The 17,775-nt window shown below is 59.0% G+C and carries 14 protein-coding genes, 1 tRNA gene and 1 pseudogene; 12 read left to right on the top strand and 4 right to left on the bottom strand.

Features of this window, described 5'->3' with window-relative positions:
* Positions 1 to 26 precede the first annotated feature (26 nt).
* From infB to ACQ4MY_RS00485, 6 genes are all read left to right on the top strand, one after another.
* Complete coding sequence (gene infB / locus ACQ4MY_RS00460) at positions 27 to 2,558, top strand: translation initiation factor IF-2 (RefSeq protein WP_008088343.1); 2,532 nt, start codon at positions 27 to 29, stop codon at positions 2,556 to 2,558.
* Positions 2,559 to 2,718: 160 nt separating this feature from the next.
* On the top strand, positions 2,719 to 3,120 hold the full coding sequence (gene rbfA, locus ACQ4MY_RS00465) for a 30S ribosome-binding factor RbfA (RefSeq protein WP_008088344.1): 402 nt from the start codon (positions 2,719 to 2,721) through the stop codon (positions 3,118 to 3,120).
* A 4-nt stretch (positions 3,121 to 3,124) separates the two neighbouring features.
* Positions 3,125 to 4,042, top strand: coding sequence for a tRNA pseudouridine(55) synthase TruB (truB, locus tag ACQ4MY_RS00470; protein ID WP_008088346.1), 918 nt, complete (start codon positions 3,125 to 3,127; stop codon positions 4,040 to 4,042).
* Positions 4,043 to 4,184: 142 nt separating this feature from the next.
* On the top strand, positions 4,185 to 4,454 hold the full coding sequence (gene rpsO, locus ACQ4MY_RS00475; protein ID WP_003177875.1) for a 30S ribosomal protein S15: 270 nt from the start codon (positions 4,185 to 4,187) through the stop codon (positions 4,452 to 4,454).
* A 193-nt stretch (positions 4,455 to 4,647) separates the two neighbouring features.
* Positions 4,648 to 6,753, top strand: coding sequence for a polyribonucleotide nucleotidyltransferase (gene pnp, locus ACQ4MY_RS00480; protein WP_008088348.1), 2,106 nt, complete (start codon positions 4,648 to 4,650; stop codon positions 6,751 to 6,753).
* A 290-nt stretch (positions 6,754 to 7,043) separates the two neighbouring features.
* A tRNA-Thr gene (locus tag ACQ4MY_RS00485) sits at positions 7,044 to 7,119 on the top strand.
* A 6-nt stretch (positions 7,120 to 7,125) separates the two neighbouring features.
* Here ACQ4MY_RS00485 and ACQ4MY_RS00490 read toward each other — a convergent pair.
* Positions 7,126 to 7,620 (bottom strand): hypothetical protein, encoded by a 495-nt coding sequence (locus ACQ4MY_RS00490; RefSeq protein ID WP_440093133.1) that lies wholly within the window; start codon positions 7,618 to 7,620, stop codon positions 7,126 to 7,128.
* Positions 7,621 to 7,897: 277 nt separating this feature from the next.
* Here ACQ4MY_RS00490 and ACQ4MY_RS00495 point away from each other — a divergent pair, with 277 nt between their 5' ends.
* Positions 7,898 to 8,197, top strand: a complete 300-nt coding sequence (locus ACQ4MY_RS00495; RefSeq protein ID WP_008088353.1) for a DUF6388 family protein — start codon at positions 7,898 to 7,900, stop codon at positions 8,195 to 8,197.
* A 50-nt stretch (positions 8,198 to 8,247) separates the two neighbouring features.
* On the opposite strand, the gene nadC is transcribed toward ACQ4MY_RS00495, so the two are convergent.
* Positions 8,248 to 9,096 (bottom strand): carboxylating nicotinate-nucleotide diphosphorylase, encoded by an 849-nt coding sequence (gene nadC / locus ACQ4MY_RS00500; RefSeq protein ID WP_008088355.1) that lies wholly within the window; start codon positions 9,094 to 9,096, stop codon positions 8,248 to 8,250.
* 417 nt (positions 9,097 to 9,513) lie between these two features.
* Here nadC and ACQ4MY_RS00505 point away from each other — a divergent pair, with 417 nt between their 5' ends.
* The 5 genes and pseudogenes from ACQ4MY_RS00505 (at position 9,514) to ACQ4MY_RS00525 (ending at position 15,529) form a co-directional block, all read left to right on the top strand.
* Positions 9,514 to 11,694: a DUF1631 domain-containing protein gene (locus tag ACQ4MY_RS00505; RefSeq protein WP_440093136.1), complete on the top strand. Its 2,181-nt coding sequence runs from the start codon at positions 9,514 to 9,516 to the stop codon at positions 11,692 to 11,694.
* A gap of 64 nt (positions 11,695 to 11,758) precedes the next feature.
* Positions 11,759 to 12,319 carry a 1,6-anhydro-N-acetylmuramyl-L-alanine amidase AmpD gene (gene ampD / locus ACQ4MY_RS00510; RefSeq protein WP_008088360.1) on the top strand — a complete coding sequence of 187 codons (561 nt, stop codon included), beginning with the start codon at positions 11,759 to 11,761 and terminating at the stop codon, positions 12,317 to 12,319.
* A complete protein-coding gene (gene ampE, locus ACQ4MY_RS00515; protein WP_008088362.1) occupies positions 12,316 to 13,155 on the top strand; it encodes a regulatory signaling modulator protein AmpE in 840 nt (279 codons plus the stop codon). The genes ampD and ampE overlap by 4 nt, the downstream gene beginning before the upstream one ends.
* A 1,312-nt stretch (positions 13,156 to 14,467) precedes the next feature.
* Positions 14,468 to 14,671: pseudogene (locus ACQ4MY_RS00520) on the top strand (HAMP domain-containing protein); the annotation flags it as partial.
* Between the two features lie 153 nt (positions 14,672 to 14,824).
* On the top strand, positions 14,825 to 15,529 hold the full coding sequence (locus tag ACQ4MY_RS00525) for a methyl-accepting chemotaxis protein (protein ID WP_440093643.1): 705 nt from the start codon (positions 14,825 to 14,827) through the stop codon (positions 15,527 to 15,529).
* A 187-nt stretch (positions 15,530 to 15,716) separates the two neighbouring features.
* On the opposite strand, the gene ACQ4MY_RS00530 is transcribed toward ACQ4MY_RS00525, so the two are convergent.
* Complete coding sequence (locus ACQ4MY_RS00530; protein ID WP_440093140.1) at positions 15,717 to 16,493, bottom strand: TatD family hydrolase; 777 nt, start codon at positions 16,491 to 16,493, stop codon at positions 15,717 to 15,719.
* 3 nt (positions 16,494 to 16,496) lie between these two features.
* The gene (gene cra / locus ACQ4MY_RS00535) at positions 16,497 to 17,492 is read right to left on the bottom strand and encodes a catabolite repressor/activator (RefSeq protein WP_158830214.1); all 996 of its coding nucleotides are present in this window, start codon (positions 17,490 to 17,492) and stop codon (positions 16,497 to 16,499) included.
* Between the last annotated feature and the right edge of the window lie 283 nt (positions 17,493 to 17,775).

The following is a 17,775-nucleotide window of genomic DNA, read 5'->3' on the forward strand; positions in this document are numbered from 1 at the left end:
TAGGCGCGGCCTGAGGAGAGAAGTGCATGACGCAAGTCACGGTGAAACAACTGGCCGATGAGGTCAAAACACCGGTAGAGCGCCTGTTGCAGCAGATGCGTGAGGCAGGTCTGCCGCACACCGCCGCCGAAGAAAATGTGACTGACAGTGAGAAGCAGTCCCTGCTGACTCACTTGAAAAGCAGCCACAAGGCGAAAGTGGAAGAACCACGCAAGATCACGCTGCAGCGTAAAACCACCAGCACCCTGCGTGTTGCTGGCAGCAAGAGCATCAGCGTTGAAGTCCGCAAAAAGAAAGTTTTCGTACAGCGCAGCCCGGAAGAAATCGAAGCCGAGCGCAAGCGTGAACTGGATGAGCGTCGCGCAGTAGAAAATGCTGCCCGTCAGAAGGCTGAAGAAGAAGCCAAGCAACGCGCCGAAGTAGAAGCGCGTAACCAGCCTGCTGCTGCGCAGAACGCTAACAGCGCTGCCGTTGCAGCGCCGGTTGCCGCTGCAGAACCTGTACGCGAAAGCGCACCGGTCGCTGCCGCTGCTCCAGCTCCGTCTGCTGAAGTTCGCAACAAGCAGAACGAACAGCGCCGTCCGGACAAGCCACGTGCCGACGATAACAATCGTCGCAGCGGTGGCGGTGATGGCGAGCGCAAAAACGCTCCGCATCGCGCCTCGGTCAAAGAAAAAGCGCCGGCTCCACGTGTGGCGCCACGCACTACCGACGAAGAAAGCGATGGCTTCCGTCGTGGTGGTCGCGGCAAGGCCAAGCTGAAGAAGCGCAACGCTCACGGTTTCCAGAGCCCAACCGGCCCTGTCGTGCGTGATGTGCAGATCGGCGAGACCATCACTGTTGGCGATCTCGCCAATCAGATGTCGGTCAAGGCTGCTGAAATCATCAAGTTCATGTTCAAACTGGGTACTCCAGCGACCATCAACCAGGTGCTTGATCAGGAAACTGCTCAACTGGTAGCCGAAGAACTGGGCCACAAAGTGACCCTGGTCAGCGACACCGCCCTGGAAGATTCCCTGGCCGAGTCCCTGAAGTTTGAAGGTGAGTCGTTCTCCCGTGCACCAGTCGTGACCGTAATGGGCCACGTTGACCACGGTAAAACGTCCCTGCTCGACTACATCCGTCGTGCCAAGGTAGCTGCTGGCGAAGCCGGTGGTATCACCCAGCACATCGGTGCATACCACGTTGAAACCGAACGCGGCATGGTCACCTTCCTCGACACCCCGGGTCACGCTGCGTTTACCGCAATGCGTGCTCGTGGTGCCAAGGCGACTGACATCGTGATCCTGGTAGTTGCAGCGGACGACGGCGTGATGCCGCAGACCATTGAAGCTGTTCAGCACGCGGTAGCGGCTGGCGTTCCACTGGTTGTAGCGGTGAACAAAATCGACAAGCCGGGCGCCGATCTCGATCGCATCCGTAGCGAACTGTCGGTTCACGGCGTGACGTCTGAAGAGTGGGGCGGTGATACGCCGTTCGTACCGGTTTCGGCGAAAGTCGGTACTGGCGTGGACGAGCTGCTGGAAGCCGTTCTGCTGCAAGCTGAAGTTCTCGAACTGAAGGCAACTCCATCGGCTCCTGGCCGTGGTGTTGTGGTTGAATCGCGTCTCGACAAAGGTCGTGGCCCGGTTGCAACCGTTCTGGTTCAAGACGGTACCCTGCGCCAAGGTGACATGGTCCTGGTCGGTTCGAACTATGGTCGTGTTCGCGCCATGCTCGACGAGAACGGCAAGCCAATCAAAGAAGCCGGTCCTTCCATCCCCGTCGAGATCCTCGGCCTGGACGGTACCCCGGACGCTGGCGACGAGATGAGCGTAGTTGCTGACGAGAAGAAGGCCCGTGAAGTGGCTCTGTTCCGTCAAGGCAAGTTCCGCGAAGTCAAACTGGCTCGCGCTCACGCCGGCAAGCTGGAAAATATCTTCGAAAACATGGGTCAGGCCGAGAAGAAGACGCTCAACATCGTCCTCAAATCCGACGTCCGTGGTTCGCTGGAAGCGTTGAACGGTGCCTTGAATGGCCTGGGCAACGACGAAGTACAAGTGCGCGTAGTCGGCGGCGGTGTCGGTGGTATCACCGAGTCCGACGCTAACCTGGCACTGGCTTCCAACGCTGTACTGTTCGGCTTCAACGTGCGTGCCGATGCTGGCGCACGCAAGATCGTCGAGCAGGAAGGTCTGGATATGCGTTACTACAACGTGATCTACGACATCATCGAAGACGTCAAGAAAGCCCTGACCGGCATGCTCGGCAGCGATGTTCGCGAGAACATCCTGGGTGTGGCCGAAGTGCGTGACGTGTTCCGTTCGCCGAAGTTTGGCGCGATCGCTGGTTGCATGGTGATCGAAGGTGTTGTGCACCGTAACCGTCCGATCCGTGTACTGCGTGAAGACATCGTTATCTTCGAAGGCGAGCTGGAATCCCTGCGCCGCTTCAAGGATGACGCTTCCGAAGTACGTGCCGGCATGGAATGCGGTATCGGCGTGAAGAGCTACAACGACGTCAAAGTCGGCGACAAGATCGAAGTCTTCGAGAAGGTTCAGGTTGCTCGCAGCCTCTAACTCGCGCACTTCAGGAGCCGTGATGGTCGGCCGCACTCAAGGGTGTGGCGCATCACCCGGACTCTAAACGCAACGCCCGGTCTGGCTTTTGTCAGGCCGGGCGTTTGCCGCTTTCAGACCTGGCGGGTTTCACCGCCTGGCAGTAACAGGTAACAAAATCATGGCAAAAGAATACAGCCGTACCCAACGTATCGGCGATCAGATGCAGCGCGAGCTGGCCCAACTGATCCGTCGTGAAGTCAAAGATCCACGTGTGGGTCTGGTCACCATTACCGCTGTGGAAGTCAGCCGTGACGTCGGTCACGCAAAGATTTTCATCACCGTGATGGGGCAGGACAACGCTGAAGACATCGCGCAAAGCATCAAGGTGCTCAATTCCGCCGCAGGTTTCCTGCGTATGCAACTGGCCCGCGAAATGAAGCTGCGCAGCGTGCCGCAACTGCACTTCCACTACGACGAATCCGTCGTTCGTGGTGCGCATTTGTCGGCGCTGATCGAGCGTGCGGTGGCTGAAGACAATCAGCATCCGGTCGCTGCTGAACCTGAAGACACCAAGGAGTAATTCGGTGGCTCAGGTCAAACGTATCCGTCGTAACGTCAGCGGCATCATCCTGCTCGACAAGCCGCTGGGGTTCACCTCCAACGCCGCGTTGCAGAAGGTTCGCTGGTTGCTCAACGCCGAGAAGGCCGGTCACACCGGCAGCCTCGATCCGCTGGCCACTGGCGTCTTGCCGCTGTGCTTTGGCGAGGCGACCAAGTTCTCGCAATACCTGCTCGATTCCGACAAGGCTTATGAAACCCTCGCGCAACTGGGAAAGACCACCACCACGGCGGATGCCGAAGGTGAGGTTTTGCAGGAGCGCCCGGTGACCGTTGGTCGCGCCGATGTCGAAGCGGCATTGCCGAAATTTCGTGGGCAAATCAGTCAGATACCGCCGATGTACTCGGCACTCAAGCGTGATGGCCAGCCGCTGTACAAGTTGGCTCGTGCAGGCGAAGTAGTGGAGCGTGAACCGCGTTCTGTTACTATTGCGCGCTTGGAATTACTGGCCTTCGAAGGTGATACTGCGCGCCTTGCGGTGGATTGCAGCAAAGGCACCTATATTCGCACCCTGGTGGAGGATATCGGTGAGCAACTCGGTTGTGGTGCGTACGTCGCTGAATTGCGCCGTACCCAGGCCGGGCCTTTCACCCTGGCGCAGACCGTGACCCTCGAAGAGCTTGAAGCGGTACATGCCGAAGGCGGCAACGAAGCGGTGGATCGCTTCCTGATGCCATCGGACAGCGGCCTGCAGGATTGGCCGTTGCTGCACTTCTCCGAAGCGAGCGCGTTCTACTGGCTCAACGGCCAGCCGGTACGTGCCCCGGATGCTCCGAAGTTCGGCATGGTGCGGGTACAGGATCACAATGGTCGCTTCATCGGTATCGGTGAAGTGAGCGAAGACGGGCGCATCGCGCCACGTCGTTTGATTCGGTCAGAATGACCGGAACCGGCCTGTGTCACAGCAGGTCGGCGAGTGTGGCTGTTAACAGGCACGGTCACGACTCATTTATAGATACAGGGATTTGTCCCTGGCCTGTTGAAGCTGTTTCCCTGAAACAGTTTCCTGATAAAAGGATTGCCTCATGGCTCTCGACGTTCAAGAAAAAGCTCAAATCGTTGCTGACTACCAGCAAGCTGTTGGTGACACTGGTTCGCCAGAGGTGCAAGTTGCACTGCTGACCCACAACATCAACAAGCTGCAAGGTCACTTCAAGGCCAACGGTAAAGATCACCACTCCCGTCGTGGTCTGATCCGCATGGTAAACCAGCGTCGCAAGCTGCTGGACTACCTGAAAGGCAAGGATCTGGGTCGTTATCAGACTCTGATCGGTCGCCTGGGTCTGCGTCGCTAATCAGCGATTGCGCTATGAGGTTGGTTGTCTGTCGGACGTCTGCGGTTTACCGCCGGCGGCTTGCAGGCTCCCAGCCTCAAGTTTTATCTGGATACACGTTTTACCCTGGACAGGCGTTGGGCCGATTCCCGACATTGCCCAAGAATTCGCAAGAAACCAGTTCCCCCAAGAGCCACAAAGAAGGTAGGACACCGTGAACCCGGTAATCAAAAAATTCCAGTTCGGTCAATCGACCGTTACCCTCGAGACTGGCCGTATCGCCCGTCAGGCCTCCGGCGCAGTATTGGTCACCGTTGACGACGACGTCAGCGTATTGGTGACTGTAGTCGGTGCAAAACAAGCTGATCCAGGCAAGGGCTTCTTCCCTCTGTCGGTTCACTACCAGGAAAAGACTTACGCTGCCGGTAAGATCCCTGGCGGTTTCTTCAAGCGTGAAGGCCGTCCTTCCGAGAAAGAAACCCTGACTTCCCGACTGATCGACCGTCCGATCCGTCCGCTGTTCCCAGAAGGCTTCATGAACGAAGTGCAGGTTGTCTGCACCGTCGTTTCCACCAGCAAGAAGACCGATCCGGACATCGCTGCGATGATCGGTACCTCGGCTGCCCTGGCTATCTCGGGCATCCCGTTTGACGGCCCGATCGGCGCTGCTCGCGTTGCTTTCCACGAAAGCACCGGCTACCTGCTGAACCCGACTTACGAGCAACAAGCTGCTTCGAGCCTGGACATGGTCGTTGCCGGTACTTCCGACGCCGTCCTGATGGTTGAATCGGAAGCCAAAGAGCTGACCGAAGACCAGATGCTGGGCGCGGTACTGTTTGCTCACGACGAGTTCCAGGTGGTGATCAACGCCGTCAAAGAACTGGCCGCTGAAGCTGCCAAGCCAACCTGGAACTGGGCTCCTGCTCCAGAAGCCACCGAACTGCTGGGCGCTATCCGTGCCGAGTTCGGCGACGCGATCTCCCAGGCTTACACCATCACCATCAAGGCCGACCGTTACGCTCGCCTGGGTGAGCTGAAGGATCAGGTGGTTGCCAAGCTGTCCGGTGAAGAAGGCCAGCCTTCGTCCAGCGAAGTCAAAGCTGCTTTCGGCGAAATCGAATACCGCACCGTTCGCGAAAACATCGTAAACGGCAAGCCACGTATCGACGGTCGCGACACCAAAACCGTACGTCCGCTGAACATCGAAGTCGGCGTTCTGCCGAAGACTCACGGTTCGGCGCTGTTCACCCGTGGTGAAACCCAGGCTCTGGTAGTCGCGACTCTGGGCACTGCCCGTGACGCACAGCTGCTGGACACCCTGGAAGGCGAGAAAAAAGACCCGTTCATGCTGCACTACAACTTCCCTCCGTTCTCGGTGGGCGAGTGTGGTCGCATGGGTGGCGCTGGTCGTCGTGAAATCGGCCACGGCCGTCTGGCCCGTCGTTCGGTTTCGGCCATGCTGCCAGCCGCTGACGTGTTCCCGTACACCATCCGTGTGGTTTCGGAAATCACCGAATCCAACGGTTCGAGCTCGATGGCTTCCGTTTGCGGCGCTTCCCTGGCCTTGATGGACGCTGGCGTGCCGATGAAGGCGCCGGTTGCCGGTATCGCCATGGGTCTGGTTAAAGAAGGCGAGAAATTCGCCGTCCTGACCGACATCCTCGGTGACGAAGACCACCTGGGCGACATGGACTTCAAAGTAGCCGGTACCGCCAAAGGCGTTACTGCGCTGCAGATGGACATCAAGATCAAAGGCATCACCGAAGAAATCATGGAGATCGCTCTGGGCCAAGCCCTGGAAGCGCGCCTGAACATCCTCGGTCAGATGAACCAGATCATCGGCCAGTCGCGTACCGAACTGTCGGCCAACGCTCCGACCATGATCGCGATGAAAATCGACACCGACAAGATCCGTGACGTTATCGGTAAAGGTGGCGCGACCATCCGTGCGATCTGCGAAGAAACCAAGGCTTCGATCGACATCGAAGACGACGGTTCGATCAAGATCTTCGGCGAAACCAAGGAAGCTGCTGAAGCTGCACGTCAGCGCGTTCTGGGCATCACCGCTGAAGCCGAGATCGGCAAGATCTACGTGGGCAAGGTTGAGCGCATCGTCGACTTCGGCGCATTCGTCAACATCCTGCCGGGCAAGGACGGTCTGGTGCACATCTCGATGCTGAGCGACGCTCGCGTAGAGAAAGTGACCGATATCCTGAAAGAAGGCCAGGAAGTGGAAGTGCTGGTACTGGACGTGGACAACCGCGGCCGTATCAAGCTGTCCATCAAAGACGTGGCAGCTGCAAAGGCTTCGGGCGTTTAATTACCCCAAGGCGTTAGCGCAATGAAAATGCCCCGCCGTGAAAACGGCGGGGCATTTTTTTTGTCTGGCATAAAGCAATTGTGGCGAGGGGATTTATCCCCGTTCGGCTGCGCAGCAGTCGTAAAACCAGACACTGCGGACTGCCTGAAACACCGAGGTGTTGGATTCACGGCCGCTGCGCTGCCGAACGGGGATAAATCCCCTCGCCACAAATGGGAGTTTCAAGAGATAACCATCAGGCAACCCACAAATTTGCCGCAGCACACGACCGGTGCTAGGTTTAGCCCACCGCCCGTGTAGCTCAGCCGGTAGAGCAGCGCACTCGTAACGCGAAGGTCGCAGGTTCGATTCCTGTCTCGGGCACCAACCTCTTTATTTCACCTTGCGGCTCAGGTCCTCGACGGTACGTTTGAGCTGATCCATGGCCCGATCCTGATCATTGATCTTCTGTTTCAGATTGGAAATCTCGCTGCTGCTCGAGCTTGAGCTCGAACCGCTGTTGCGCTTGAGGTCTTCGACCTGACGACCGAGCGTGTCCAGCTCACGATCCTGTTCCTTGATCTTGTTCTTCAGGTCATCGATGTCCCTGCTGCTGGAGTTTGAGCTCGAACCGCCGCTGCGCTTGAGGTCTTCGATCTGGCGCGATTGCTCGCTGATCGTGTCACGCATTTTTTTCAGTTCATCGATGCTGATATCGCTTCTGATCACTACGTCTTTGCCGTAATCGTTGTGAATCAGCGAAACCTTGTCGCCGTAGGACGGGCTGCTGGAGCTCAGCTCAACCGCCATCGCGCTGGCGGGAAGCGCCAGAACGGCAAGCAGCGTGGTAGCGGACACAACAGAAGAGATTTTTGAAAAGCTGCGCATCACTGGTTTTCCTTGTGAACAGCGAAGATGAGTGCCGAACTGGCACATCGCTATGACTGGAAAAGTGCATTTATGTTCCGCAGGTCAACTTTTTGTGCGAGAGATGTAAAGAGCCGTGTAATTCGTCATGCAAACGTCCTATATTCGGTGCCTGCATGAGCATCGCTTAGCAGTTTTCAGATGATCCCGAATGGTTCCGAAGGCCGGACAAATCCGCGTCAGAGAGATCCTTGATGATCCAGATCCATCCTCCATTCTTACGATCAACGAGAACGCCATGACCGAACTAACTCAAGAGCAACGTCACGAACAAGCGCTGGAAAAGTACATTCTGGACGTACCGGACCTGAAGGACGAGATCAAGGACCTGAGTCCTGATGATCAAAAAGATCAGATTCAGTGGGCCTTCGAAGACGAAGCCGAAGCTCAGGGCCTGCAGCCGTGGGAGCTGACGCTCAAGTACACGAGCACGCCGGAGGAGTTCGAGGCGCAGCGCCTCGTGCTGCACAAAGAGGCGGCCGAAGTACTGGGTGTCGAGTGGGATGAGTACTGCGAGATGAACAATCTGGTGGTCTGAAACAAAAACGCCAGCCTCAACCGGGCTGGCGTTTTTTATTGCGCGAAGCCTCAGAGGCTCAAGCGCATCGACAGATCGACGGCTTTGACATCCTTGGTCATCGCGCCGATCGAGATGTAATCCACCCCGGTTTCAGCGATTGGCAACAGCGTGCTCTCGTTGATGCCACCACTGGCCTCCAGTTTCGCCTTGCCGCCGTTCAGGCGCACGGCTTCGCGCATGTCATCCAGGCTCAGTTCGTCGAGCATGATGATGTCGGCGCCGGCCGCCAGCGCTTCCTTCAGTTCTTCCAGGCTTTCCACTTCGATTTCCACCGGTTTGCCCGGCGCGATCTTGTGCGCGGCGGCAATGGCTTGCGGGATGCCGCCGCTGGCTGCGATGTGGTTTTCCTTGATCAGGAAGGCGTCGTACAGACCGATGCGGTGGTTGTGGCAGCCACCGCAGGTTACTGCGTATTTCTGCGCCAGGCGCAGGCCCGGCAGGGTTTTACGGGTATCGAGCAGCTTGACGTCAGTAGCGCCGACGAAGTCTGCGAGGTACTGCGCGCGCGTGGCCACACCTGACAGCAGTTGCAGGAAGTTCAGCGCACTGCGCTCACCGGTCAGCAGCGAGCGCGCCGGGCCTTCCAGATGAAACAGCGGCTGATTGGGTTTGACCCGCTCGCCATCGACCACTTGCCAATGCACCGCGACGCGCGGATCGAGCTGACGGAACACCGCATCGACCCACGCGGTGCCGCAGATGACGGCTTCGTCACGAGTGATGATGGTGGCTTTGGCCAGGCGTTCGGCCGGGATCAGTTGCGCGGTGATGTCGCCGCTGCCGACGTCTTCGAGTAACGCACGGCGCACGTTGGCTTCGATTTCGGCGGTCAAATCGGCGAGACGTAGATTCGGCATAACGGGCTCCACAAACAAAGTGGTTCGATTATAGGGGCATGGCATCGGCCAACCCAAGGCGAGAACTCGCGTGCTTGACTGCATCCGGTCGAATTTCTTTGAGCAAACACCCGGCGAGCGTGGTCTGTGCAAGGTACCGGTACCTAGGGGAAACCCTGACGGCTATAGATTCGGGGACATCTTTTGCAAGATAATCCGCCTTGCATTTGACGTCATAGCTTTGACGTAAAGGCTGCATCTTCCGAATGACGCCGAGAGGCGCGAGGCTGATTGCAATCAGGCTCGTTCCACCGTTACTGCGCTGACAGACAGGACGCGATCGTGAGCGCGAGCAGGCTCACTCCTACACAGGGAATCGTGTTGCCGCAGCGCACTCGATGTTTCTGCCAAAAAGAATCACCGTTTCAGGAGGCTTGGATGCACAACGACGGGAAAGTAGTGCCTTTGCACAAGGCCGCTACCGATCAGGCGAATCACTCGCCGCTCGCCCGCCTGCCTGTGATTCTGCTTCAGGTTCGCGACAAGGCCGCGCAGCAGCTGCGCCATGGATTGCAGGAGCTGTTTGATAACGCCGATGACACGCTGTTTGAAATGGCTGATCGTGCGCGGAATGATGTCGAGCAGAACATCTTTTTCGAGGCCATGCGCGACCTGCGCCTCAAGCGCAAAAATATCGAGCGGGGCTTTCTCGAGCTGTTTTTCGAGGCCTTCGTCAGCCTCACCCAATACGACTCCACGCACAACGCGCTGCCGCGCACGCTGATGTTCGAAGAGTCGGCGCCGCGCACCGATGACATGGAGCGCAGCGTGGCGGTCGAGACCATGGTCGGTCGTGTGCTCAAGCGGGACGGCTTCGCGCTCGATCAATTGACCACGCGGCTCAACGCCTTGCTCGGCAATACCCTCGACGATCAGCACAACCCGCTCGGCCCGGCGATGCTCTGCGAGTACTTCTTGCAGGCCGGGCGCAATCTGGGCGTGGAGATCAAGGTCAAGCTGATCCTGCTCAAGTTGTTCGAGCGCTATGTGCTCGCCGACACCGAACAGCTTTACGCGCAGGCCAACCAGCTCCTGCTCGCCACCGGTGTGCTTCCGGCGTTGAAGCCAGCACCGACGCGGCGCGCCATTGATCGCGCGGCTGCCAGCGTCTACAGCGAAGAAAGTCACGAGCCGACGCCCGCTGACGAAAGCGTGCAGGAGGTCTTCGCCGCACTGCAGGAGTTGCTGTTGCATGTGCGCGGCAGCGTTGCTCCGACGCTGGAGCCAAGTGGCGCCACCCAACCGATCACCACGCGCGATTTGCTGCGTCTGCTTTCGCATTTGCAGCAATACGTGCCCGCACTCGCCGCGCAGGACGACTTCGATCTGCGCAATCAGCTGGAACAACTGCTGACGCGGGTCAGCGTCAGAAGCGGCAAGTCGCGGATTGTCGGCGGGGCAGATGAAGATGTGATCAACCTGATCGCCATGGTCTTCGATTGCATTCTCGACGATCGCAACGTGCCGGATTCGCTGAAGGCGCTGATCGCCCGTTTGCAGATTCCGATGCTCAAGGTCGCGGTGCTCGACAAAAGCTTTTTCAGCCGCAGCAGTCATCCGGCGCGGCGCCTGCTCAACGAAATTGCCGACGCGGCCATGGGCTGGGGCGATTGCGACAGTGAGGCGCGCGACAGTTTGTATGTGCGCATCGAACAAGTGGTGCAACGCCTGCTGACCGATTTTGTCGATGACCCGGCGATTTTTTCCGAGTTGCTCGCCGACTTCCTCGCATTCACCAGCGATGAACGCCGCCGCAGTGAATTGCTTGAGCAGCGTTTGCGCGATGCCGAAGAGGGACGCGCAAAAACCGAGTTGGCCCGGCGCCGGGTCGAGCAGGCGTTGAATCAGGCCTTGCTGGGTAAAGTCCTGCCGCCAGCGGTGGTGACCTTCGTCCAGAATGCCTGGAGCAAAGTGCTGCTGCTGACCTGCCTCAAACATGGCGATCAGTCCGCCGAGTGGCAGGCCGATGTGCAGACCATGGAACAACTGATCTGGAGTGTGCAGCGCCATGACCACGCCGAGTCGAGCCTGCGCCTGCTGGCGTTGGTGCCGGGGTTGCTCAAGTCACTGCGCGATGGCCTGAGCAGTTCGGCGTTCGATCCGTTCGCAACCAGCGAATTTTTCAGCGAACTCGAAGCCCTGCATGTGCGGGTGCTGGAGCGTTCTGCCGAGACGGATCAGGCCGCGATGATGGTCGAGGTGTCGCAGCAGATCGTTTTGCAGGCCGCCGACGAGGGCTCGCTGGAGCTGACCTCGGTCCGTTTGCCCCATGACGACGCGGGTCTGCGCCAGGTCGATCAGTTGCGCCTTGGCAGTTGGGTGGCGTTTCAGGAAGACGATGAACACAGCTTGCGCTGCAAACTGGCTGCCATCATCGAGGCCACGGGCAAATACGTCTTCGTCGATCGCACCGGGATGAAAGTGCGCGAGCGCAGTCGCACCGGGCTCGCCCTGGAATTTCGTCGCGGCGCAGTGCGCGCGCTGGACGATACCTTGCTGTTCGACCGGGCGCTGGAGTCAGTGCTGGGCAATCTGCGGCGACTCAATCGCGCCAAGTGATCGCGCGCCGGGGGCCGATCACGGCATACTGGGCGCCAACACAGTCGGCGTTGAAGGAATCGGTATGCAGTTGGATCCCGCTAGCGGATGGTGTCACGGGGTGCAGGTCTGCCCATCGCCCAACTTCAATGAGCGCCCTGCGGGCGAAGTCTCCCTGTTGGTCATCCACAACATCAGCCTGCCACCGGCGCAGTTCGCCACGGGCAAGGTGCAGGAATTTTTTCAGAACCGTCTGGATGTCACTGAACATCCGTACTTTGCCGGGATCGCCGACTTGCGCGTCTCCGCGCACTTTCTGATCGAACGTGACGGCAAGGTCACCCAGTTTGTCTCCTGTCTTGAGCGGGCGTGGCATGCGGGGGTGTCGATTTTCGACGGCCGCGAAACCTGTAACGATTTTTCCGTGGGCATCGAGCTCGAAGGCACCGATGATCTACCGTTCACCGACGCGCAGTATCAGGCGTTGACGACGCTGACCCAGCAGTTGCAAGCAGCATTTCCGGCCATCACCGGCGCCCGCATTTGTGGGCACAGCGACATAGCACCCGGGCGTAAGACCGATCCTGGCCCGGCATTCGACTGGGCGCGTTACCGCGCAGCCCTGGCACAAGAGGAAGGACAATGAGTTTTCTGGTGTTACTGCTGGCGGTCTGGATCGAGAAGTTTTCGGCCCTGCGCCATCGGCTTCAACGCGATGGCGGATGGATCCGCGAACTGAACAAACTCGAAAGCAGTCAGCGGCTGGCGAAACAGCCCTGGCTGGTGCTGACGATTCTGGTGCTGTTGCCGGTGGCATTGTTGGCGCTGTTGCTGGTGGTGCTGGAGCCGGTGGCTTATGGCCTGTTGGCGTTGCCGGTGCATTTGCTGGTGGTGATTTACAGTCTGGGGCGCGGCGATCTGCTCGGCGGCCTCGGCCCGTTTCGTGATGCCTGGCGCCGTGAGGACCTGCAGGCGGCGGCCCATGTGGCCAAGCGCGATCTGAATATTTGCGCCGACAGCGGCGAGCAATTGCTTGATCGCGTGCAGGGGCATTTGTTGTGGGAGGCCTATCAAAGCTTCTTCGCAGTGATTTTCTGGTATTTCCTGCTCGGTCCGGTGGCCGCATTGGCCTATCGCTTGCTGGCGCTGGCCGAGGAGCACGGCAAGAACCCGGCACTGGTTGAACGTGCCGCGCAACTGCGCCACGCCTTCGACTGGGTGCCGGTACGTCTGCTGGCGGCGAGTTTTGCCTTGGTCGGCAACTTCGTCGCGGTTGGCCGGGTCATGCTGCATGAGCTGCTGAACTGGAACATCAGCGCCGCACAACTGATCAACAAGGTCGGTTTGGTCGCGGGCGAGATCCCGCCGCCGGTGGTTGGGCCGGAAGGCATCACCACCCTCGACAGCCTGTGGGAACTGCTGCTGCGTGCGGCGGTGCTGTGGTATGCCGGGTTTGCCCTGTGGACTGTTCTGATCCACTAGCCAGTTGGGGCGAACTCCTATGTGGACAGTCCTGATTCACTAACCAACTAAAGCGAACTCCTTTGTGGCGAGGGGATTTATCCCCGATGGGCTGCGCAGCAGCCCCAAAACCATCCTCCACGATTTATCAGATACAACGCCTGTTCAGCTATTGGGGCCGCTTCGCGCCCCATCGGGGATAAATCCCCTCGCCACAATGGTTTTGTATTGTCCTCGCACCGTTAACCTTAAGTTACAAAACCTCCCGCCGATTTGCGCTATACAGTGATGGCGCCCGATAGTGGCTATCTGCTGTCGCCCCGCGCCTGCCAATAAAAACAAGAAAAACCAAGGGAGACTTCCAGTGAAGAGCTTGCTCTATCCCGCCGTCTCGCTGATGAACCGTCTGAGCTTCGGCATGAAGTTCAGCTTGATCAGCGTGCTGTTCCTGGTGCCGATGCTGGTGACCAATTTCTATCTGGTGCGCGATTCCTATCGAGAATTTCAGGGCACCCGCGTCGAGTTGCAAAGTCTCGATCTGCTCGGCAGCAGCCTGACCCTGCGCCGGGATCTGGAGACCCTGAACAATCTGGTGCAGATCAACGTCACCCTCGGCCAATCCGGCAAGGCCGGCACTGTCGAAGCCAAGATCAGTACCCTTGAGCAAACCGTGCTGGCGCGTCTGCAAGGGCTGACGGCGATGACCGACGATCCCGAGCAGATCAAGGTGTTCGACGGCAAACGCGATGAAATGATCGCCGCGTTCAAGGCCCAGCAAGCGGAAAACTCGCTACAAAGCAAAAGTGCGTTGATCGGCAAGCTGCTCAGCAGTGCGCAGATCTTCAGCCAGATCATCACCAGCCAGGCCGGCCTGAGCCGTGACAACCAGGGTGACATCCGCCAGTTGAGCGAGCTGGTGACCCTGATCACGCCAGGCATTACCCAAACCCTCGGCGAAGGTCGGGCGATAGGCTCGTATTCGCTGGCACAGGGTTTTCTCAACAGTGCCTCCAGCACGCGTTTCGATGAGTTGCTGGGGAAGATTGAAAAACTCCAGGCCGAGTACGGCTTGAAGCTGCAGGACGCCCTCGGCTCCAGCAAAGCTGCGCGTGACACCCTCAGCGCTCAGGCCGACGACAGCAGGGCCTCGCTGAAGCAGGCCAGCGAACTGTTCGAAGAACAGGTGGTGATGGCTGACACCCTCGATGCGCCGTGGCAGGGGTTTTACGATCAGGTCACCGCGCTGATGGACAAGACCTATGCGCTTAACGAAGCCTCGCTGAAATTTCTCGACACTCAACTGCAACAACGTCTGGCGCATAACCGCACGCACATGGTCTTGCAGGCCGTGGCGTTGTCGGTGGTGTTTGTGCTTATTTTCTATCTCTATGGCGGTTTCTACGCCTCGACCCGCACCACGCTCAAGCGCCTCGGCGCGATGATGGACAAGGTCGCGGCGGGGGACATGACGGTCAACTTTGTTGCTCACAGCCGCGATGAACTTGGCGAGTTGGGCGAAGTGTTCAATGGCACCGTGAAGAAGATTCACGACTTGATCGAACGTGTCGGCCACACCGTCGGTGAGGTCGAGCGGCAAGCCGGACAGGTCGAAAACGTCTCGGCGCAGAGCAATCAGGCGGTCGCCGGGCAACGCACGCAGATTGAACAAGTGGCGACGGCGATGAACCAGATGTCGGCGACCTCACTGGAAGTCGCGCGCAGTGCCGCCGCAGCCGTGAGCAGCGCCCACAGCGTCAATGATGAAACCATCAGTGGCCGTGGTCTGGTCGAGTCTCAGCAGGGCAGCATTGCCGCGCTGGCCAGCGAAATCGATCAGTCGGTGCGGGTGATCAACCAATTGGCCAGTGACAGCCAGTCGATCAGCCGGGTACTGGAAGTGATCAAAAGCATCGCCGAACAGACCAATCTGCTGGCGCTCAACGCTGCGATCGAAGCGGCTCGCGCCGGGGAGCAGGGCCGTGGTTTTGCCGTGGTCGCGGACGAAGTGCGCACGCTGGCCAAACGCACCCAGCAGTCCACCGAAGAGATTGAGCAGATGATTGCCAAACTGCATGGTGGGGTCGGCGCGGCGGTAAAGGCCATGGGGGTCAGCCATCAAATGGCTAGCGGCACGGTCGGGCAGTCGGAAAAAGTCCAGCAGGCGCTGGAAAACATCCTTGGCGCTGTGGGCATGATCGTCGATCAGAACCAGCAGATTGCGGCGGCAGTGGAACAGCAAACGGCTGTGGCCCATGACATCGACCAGAACATCGTCGAGATCAACCGCGCCGGCGAGCGCACCGCCCACGGCGCGCACCAGACCGAAGATGCCAGCCGCGCGCTCTCTGCCCAGGTCGTCGAACTCAAACAACTGATCAGCGCCTTCCGCGTCTGAGTCATCTCTTAAAACTTTGTGCGAACCTTTGTGGCGAGGGGATTTATCCCCGATGGGGCGCGAAGCGCCCCCAAAACCTGAAACAGAGTTTTATCTGATAAAACGTGAACTATGGTTTGGGGCCGCTTCGCAGCCCATCGGGGATAAATCCCCTCACCACAAAAGCCCGATTCCACAGGGAGATGTGTTACCAGCCAAACACTTCGCAGCTGTTGGCGGTGCTGGCGGCGGCGAGTTGTTGCGGGGTGATTTTCATCAACTCGGCCAACGCTGTGCAAATCGCCGGCAAGTGCGCCGGTGTATTGCGGACACCTGGGAACATCGCCGGCGCCATGTCCGGTGAATCGGTTTCCAGCACGATCGAGTCCAGCGGCAATTCCGCCAATACCCGATGCATACGCAACGCCTGCGGCCACGTCGGCGCGCCGCCCAGCCCCAGTTTGAAACCGAGTTTGATGTATTCCCGCGCCTCTTCACGGCTACCGGCAAAGGCGTGGATGATCCCCGCGCGTTCAAGCTTGAAGCGCTTGAGCGTGGCGATCACCGCGGCGTGGCTGCGGCGCACATGGATCAGCGCCGGCAATGCAAAGTCCGCAGCCAATTGCAGCTGTGCTTCGAACAGCGACTGTTGGCGCTCGCGATCCAGCGTTTCGATGAAGTAATCCAGACCGATTTCGCCCACCGCGCACAGCTGTCGATGACCGCGCAGCCGGGTCAGCCAATCACCCAGTGCCGTCAAATCTTCAGGACGATGCTGATCGAGATAAACCGGATGCAAGCCAAACGCCGCGTGCAAATCGACATCGCTGCGCACCAGATCCCATACCCGTTGCCAATTACCCTCGTATACACCCAACACCACCATCCGCCGCACCCCAAGGGCGCGGCTTTCGGCCAGCAATGCCGGGCGATCGGCGTCGAAGTCGGGGAAGTCGAGGTGGGTGTGGCTGTCGATCAGCTCCACGGTTCAGTCTCGGTGAATACGCTGCTTGAAGGTCCGCGCAATGGCCTGCACGCCGGGCTTGTATTGCGACTGCTCGACGGCAGCGAGCGCCAGTTCCAGCGCCTTGTCGGCGATCAACTGGTGCTGCTGGGCCATGGCGTTGACCGGCAGCGGCAGGAAATCGAGCAACTGCGTATCACCGAATGTGCCGAGGCGCAGCGGCCGCGATTTCAGCGGGAAGTCATGCAGCGCATCGAACACGCCCTGCAACAGCACGTAGGAAGTCGTTACCAAGGCGTCGGGCAAATGCCCCAGGCGTTGCAGGAGTTCTTCCATCAACTGCTTGCCGCACTCGCGGCTGAAAGATTCTGCGTGCTCGACCAGCACTTCGCCTTTGAAGTCGACAAGGGCCTGTTTGAAGCCGGCGGCACGTTCCTGGCTGATGCTCAGTTCCGGACGTGCGCCGAGCAGTACGATCTGCTTCGGTTGCGGGTCGAGCAGGCTCTGGGTCAGGTGCTGACTGGCCTCGCGGTCGTCACTGACCACCGAGCAGAAATGCTCGGGCTCCATGACCCGGTCGATGGCAATGATCGGCGTGCCCTTGGCCTGCAACTGGCGGTAACTATCATCGCCGGCGGGCAGGCAACTGGCGACGATCAGCGCATCGCAACGGCGCGCGCGGAACAGTTGCAGCAATTGCCGTTCGCTGTCCGGCGCATCGTCGGAACTGGCGATCAACAACTGATAGCCGCGTGCCCGCGCACCTTGCTCAAGCAGTTTGGCGATCCGCGCGTAACTGGGGTTTTCCAGATCCGGCAGAATAAAGCCCAGCGTGCGCGTGTGGCGGCTGCGCAGCCCGGCCGCTTGAGGGTTTGGCGTGAAGCCGTGCAGGTCGACCACCGCCCGCACCCGCTCGACGGTCGCAGTGCTGATGCGTTGCTGTTCGGCCTTGCCGTTGATGACGTAGCTGGCGGTGGTCACGGACACTCCGGCCAACCGCGCGATATCACTGAGTTTCAACCCGGGATTTCCTTGTTTTTGCGAGCTTGCCGCAACATTTTCGCCAATCCTACCCGATTAGGGCAGGCGACTATTGTCGCAACGCATCCGACAAGTTGGACTTCAAGGATGGGACATTATCGAGTAACGTGCCGATCAATCTAGATTAAACGTTTCAGCAAGCGTATTTTCTACGTTTTAGACGCCCTTGGCCGGTGCTGCCGTGAAACCGCCAAATCTGCCGCTGAAAAGCAAAGCGGCAGAGCGCCTAAGCTGCAACCATTCAAAACAATACCTGGCGTCA

This window comes from Pseudomonas sp. SM4 (genome assembly GCF_051913165.1).
Lineage (GTDB): Bacteria > Pseudomonadota > Gammaproteobacteria > Pseudomonadales > Pseudomonadaceae > Aquipseudomonas.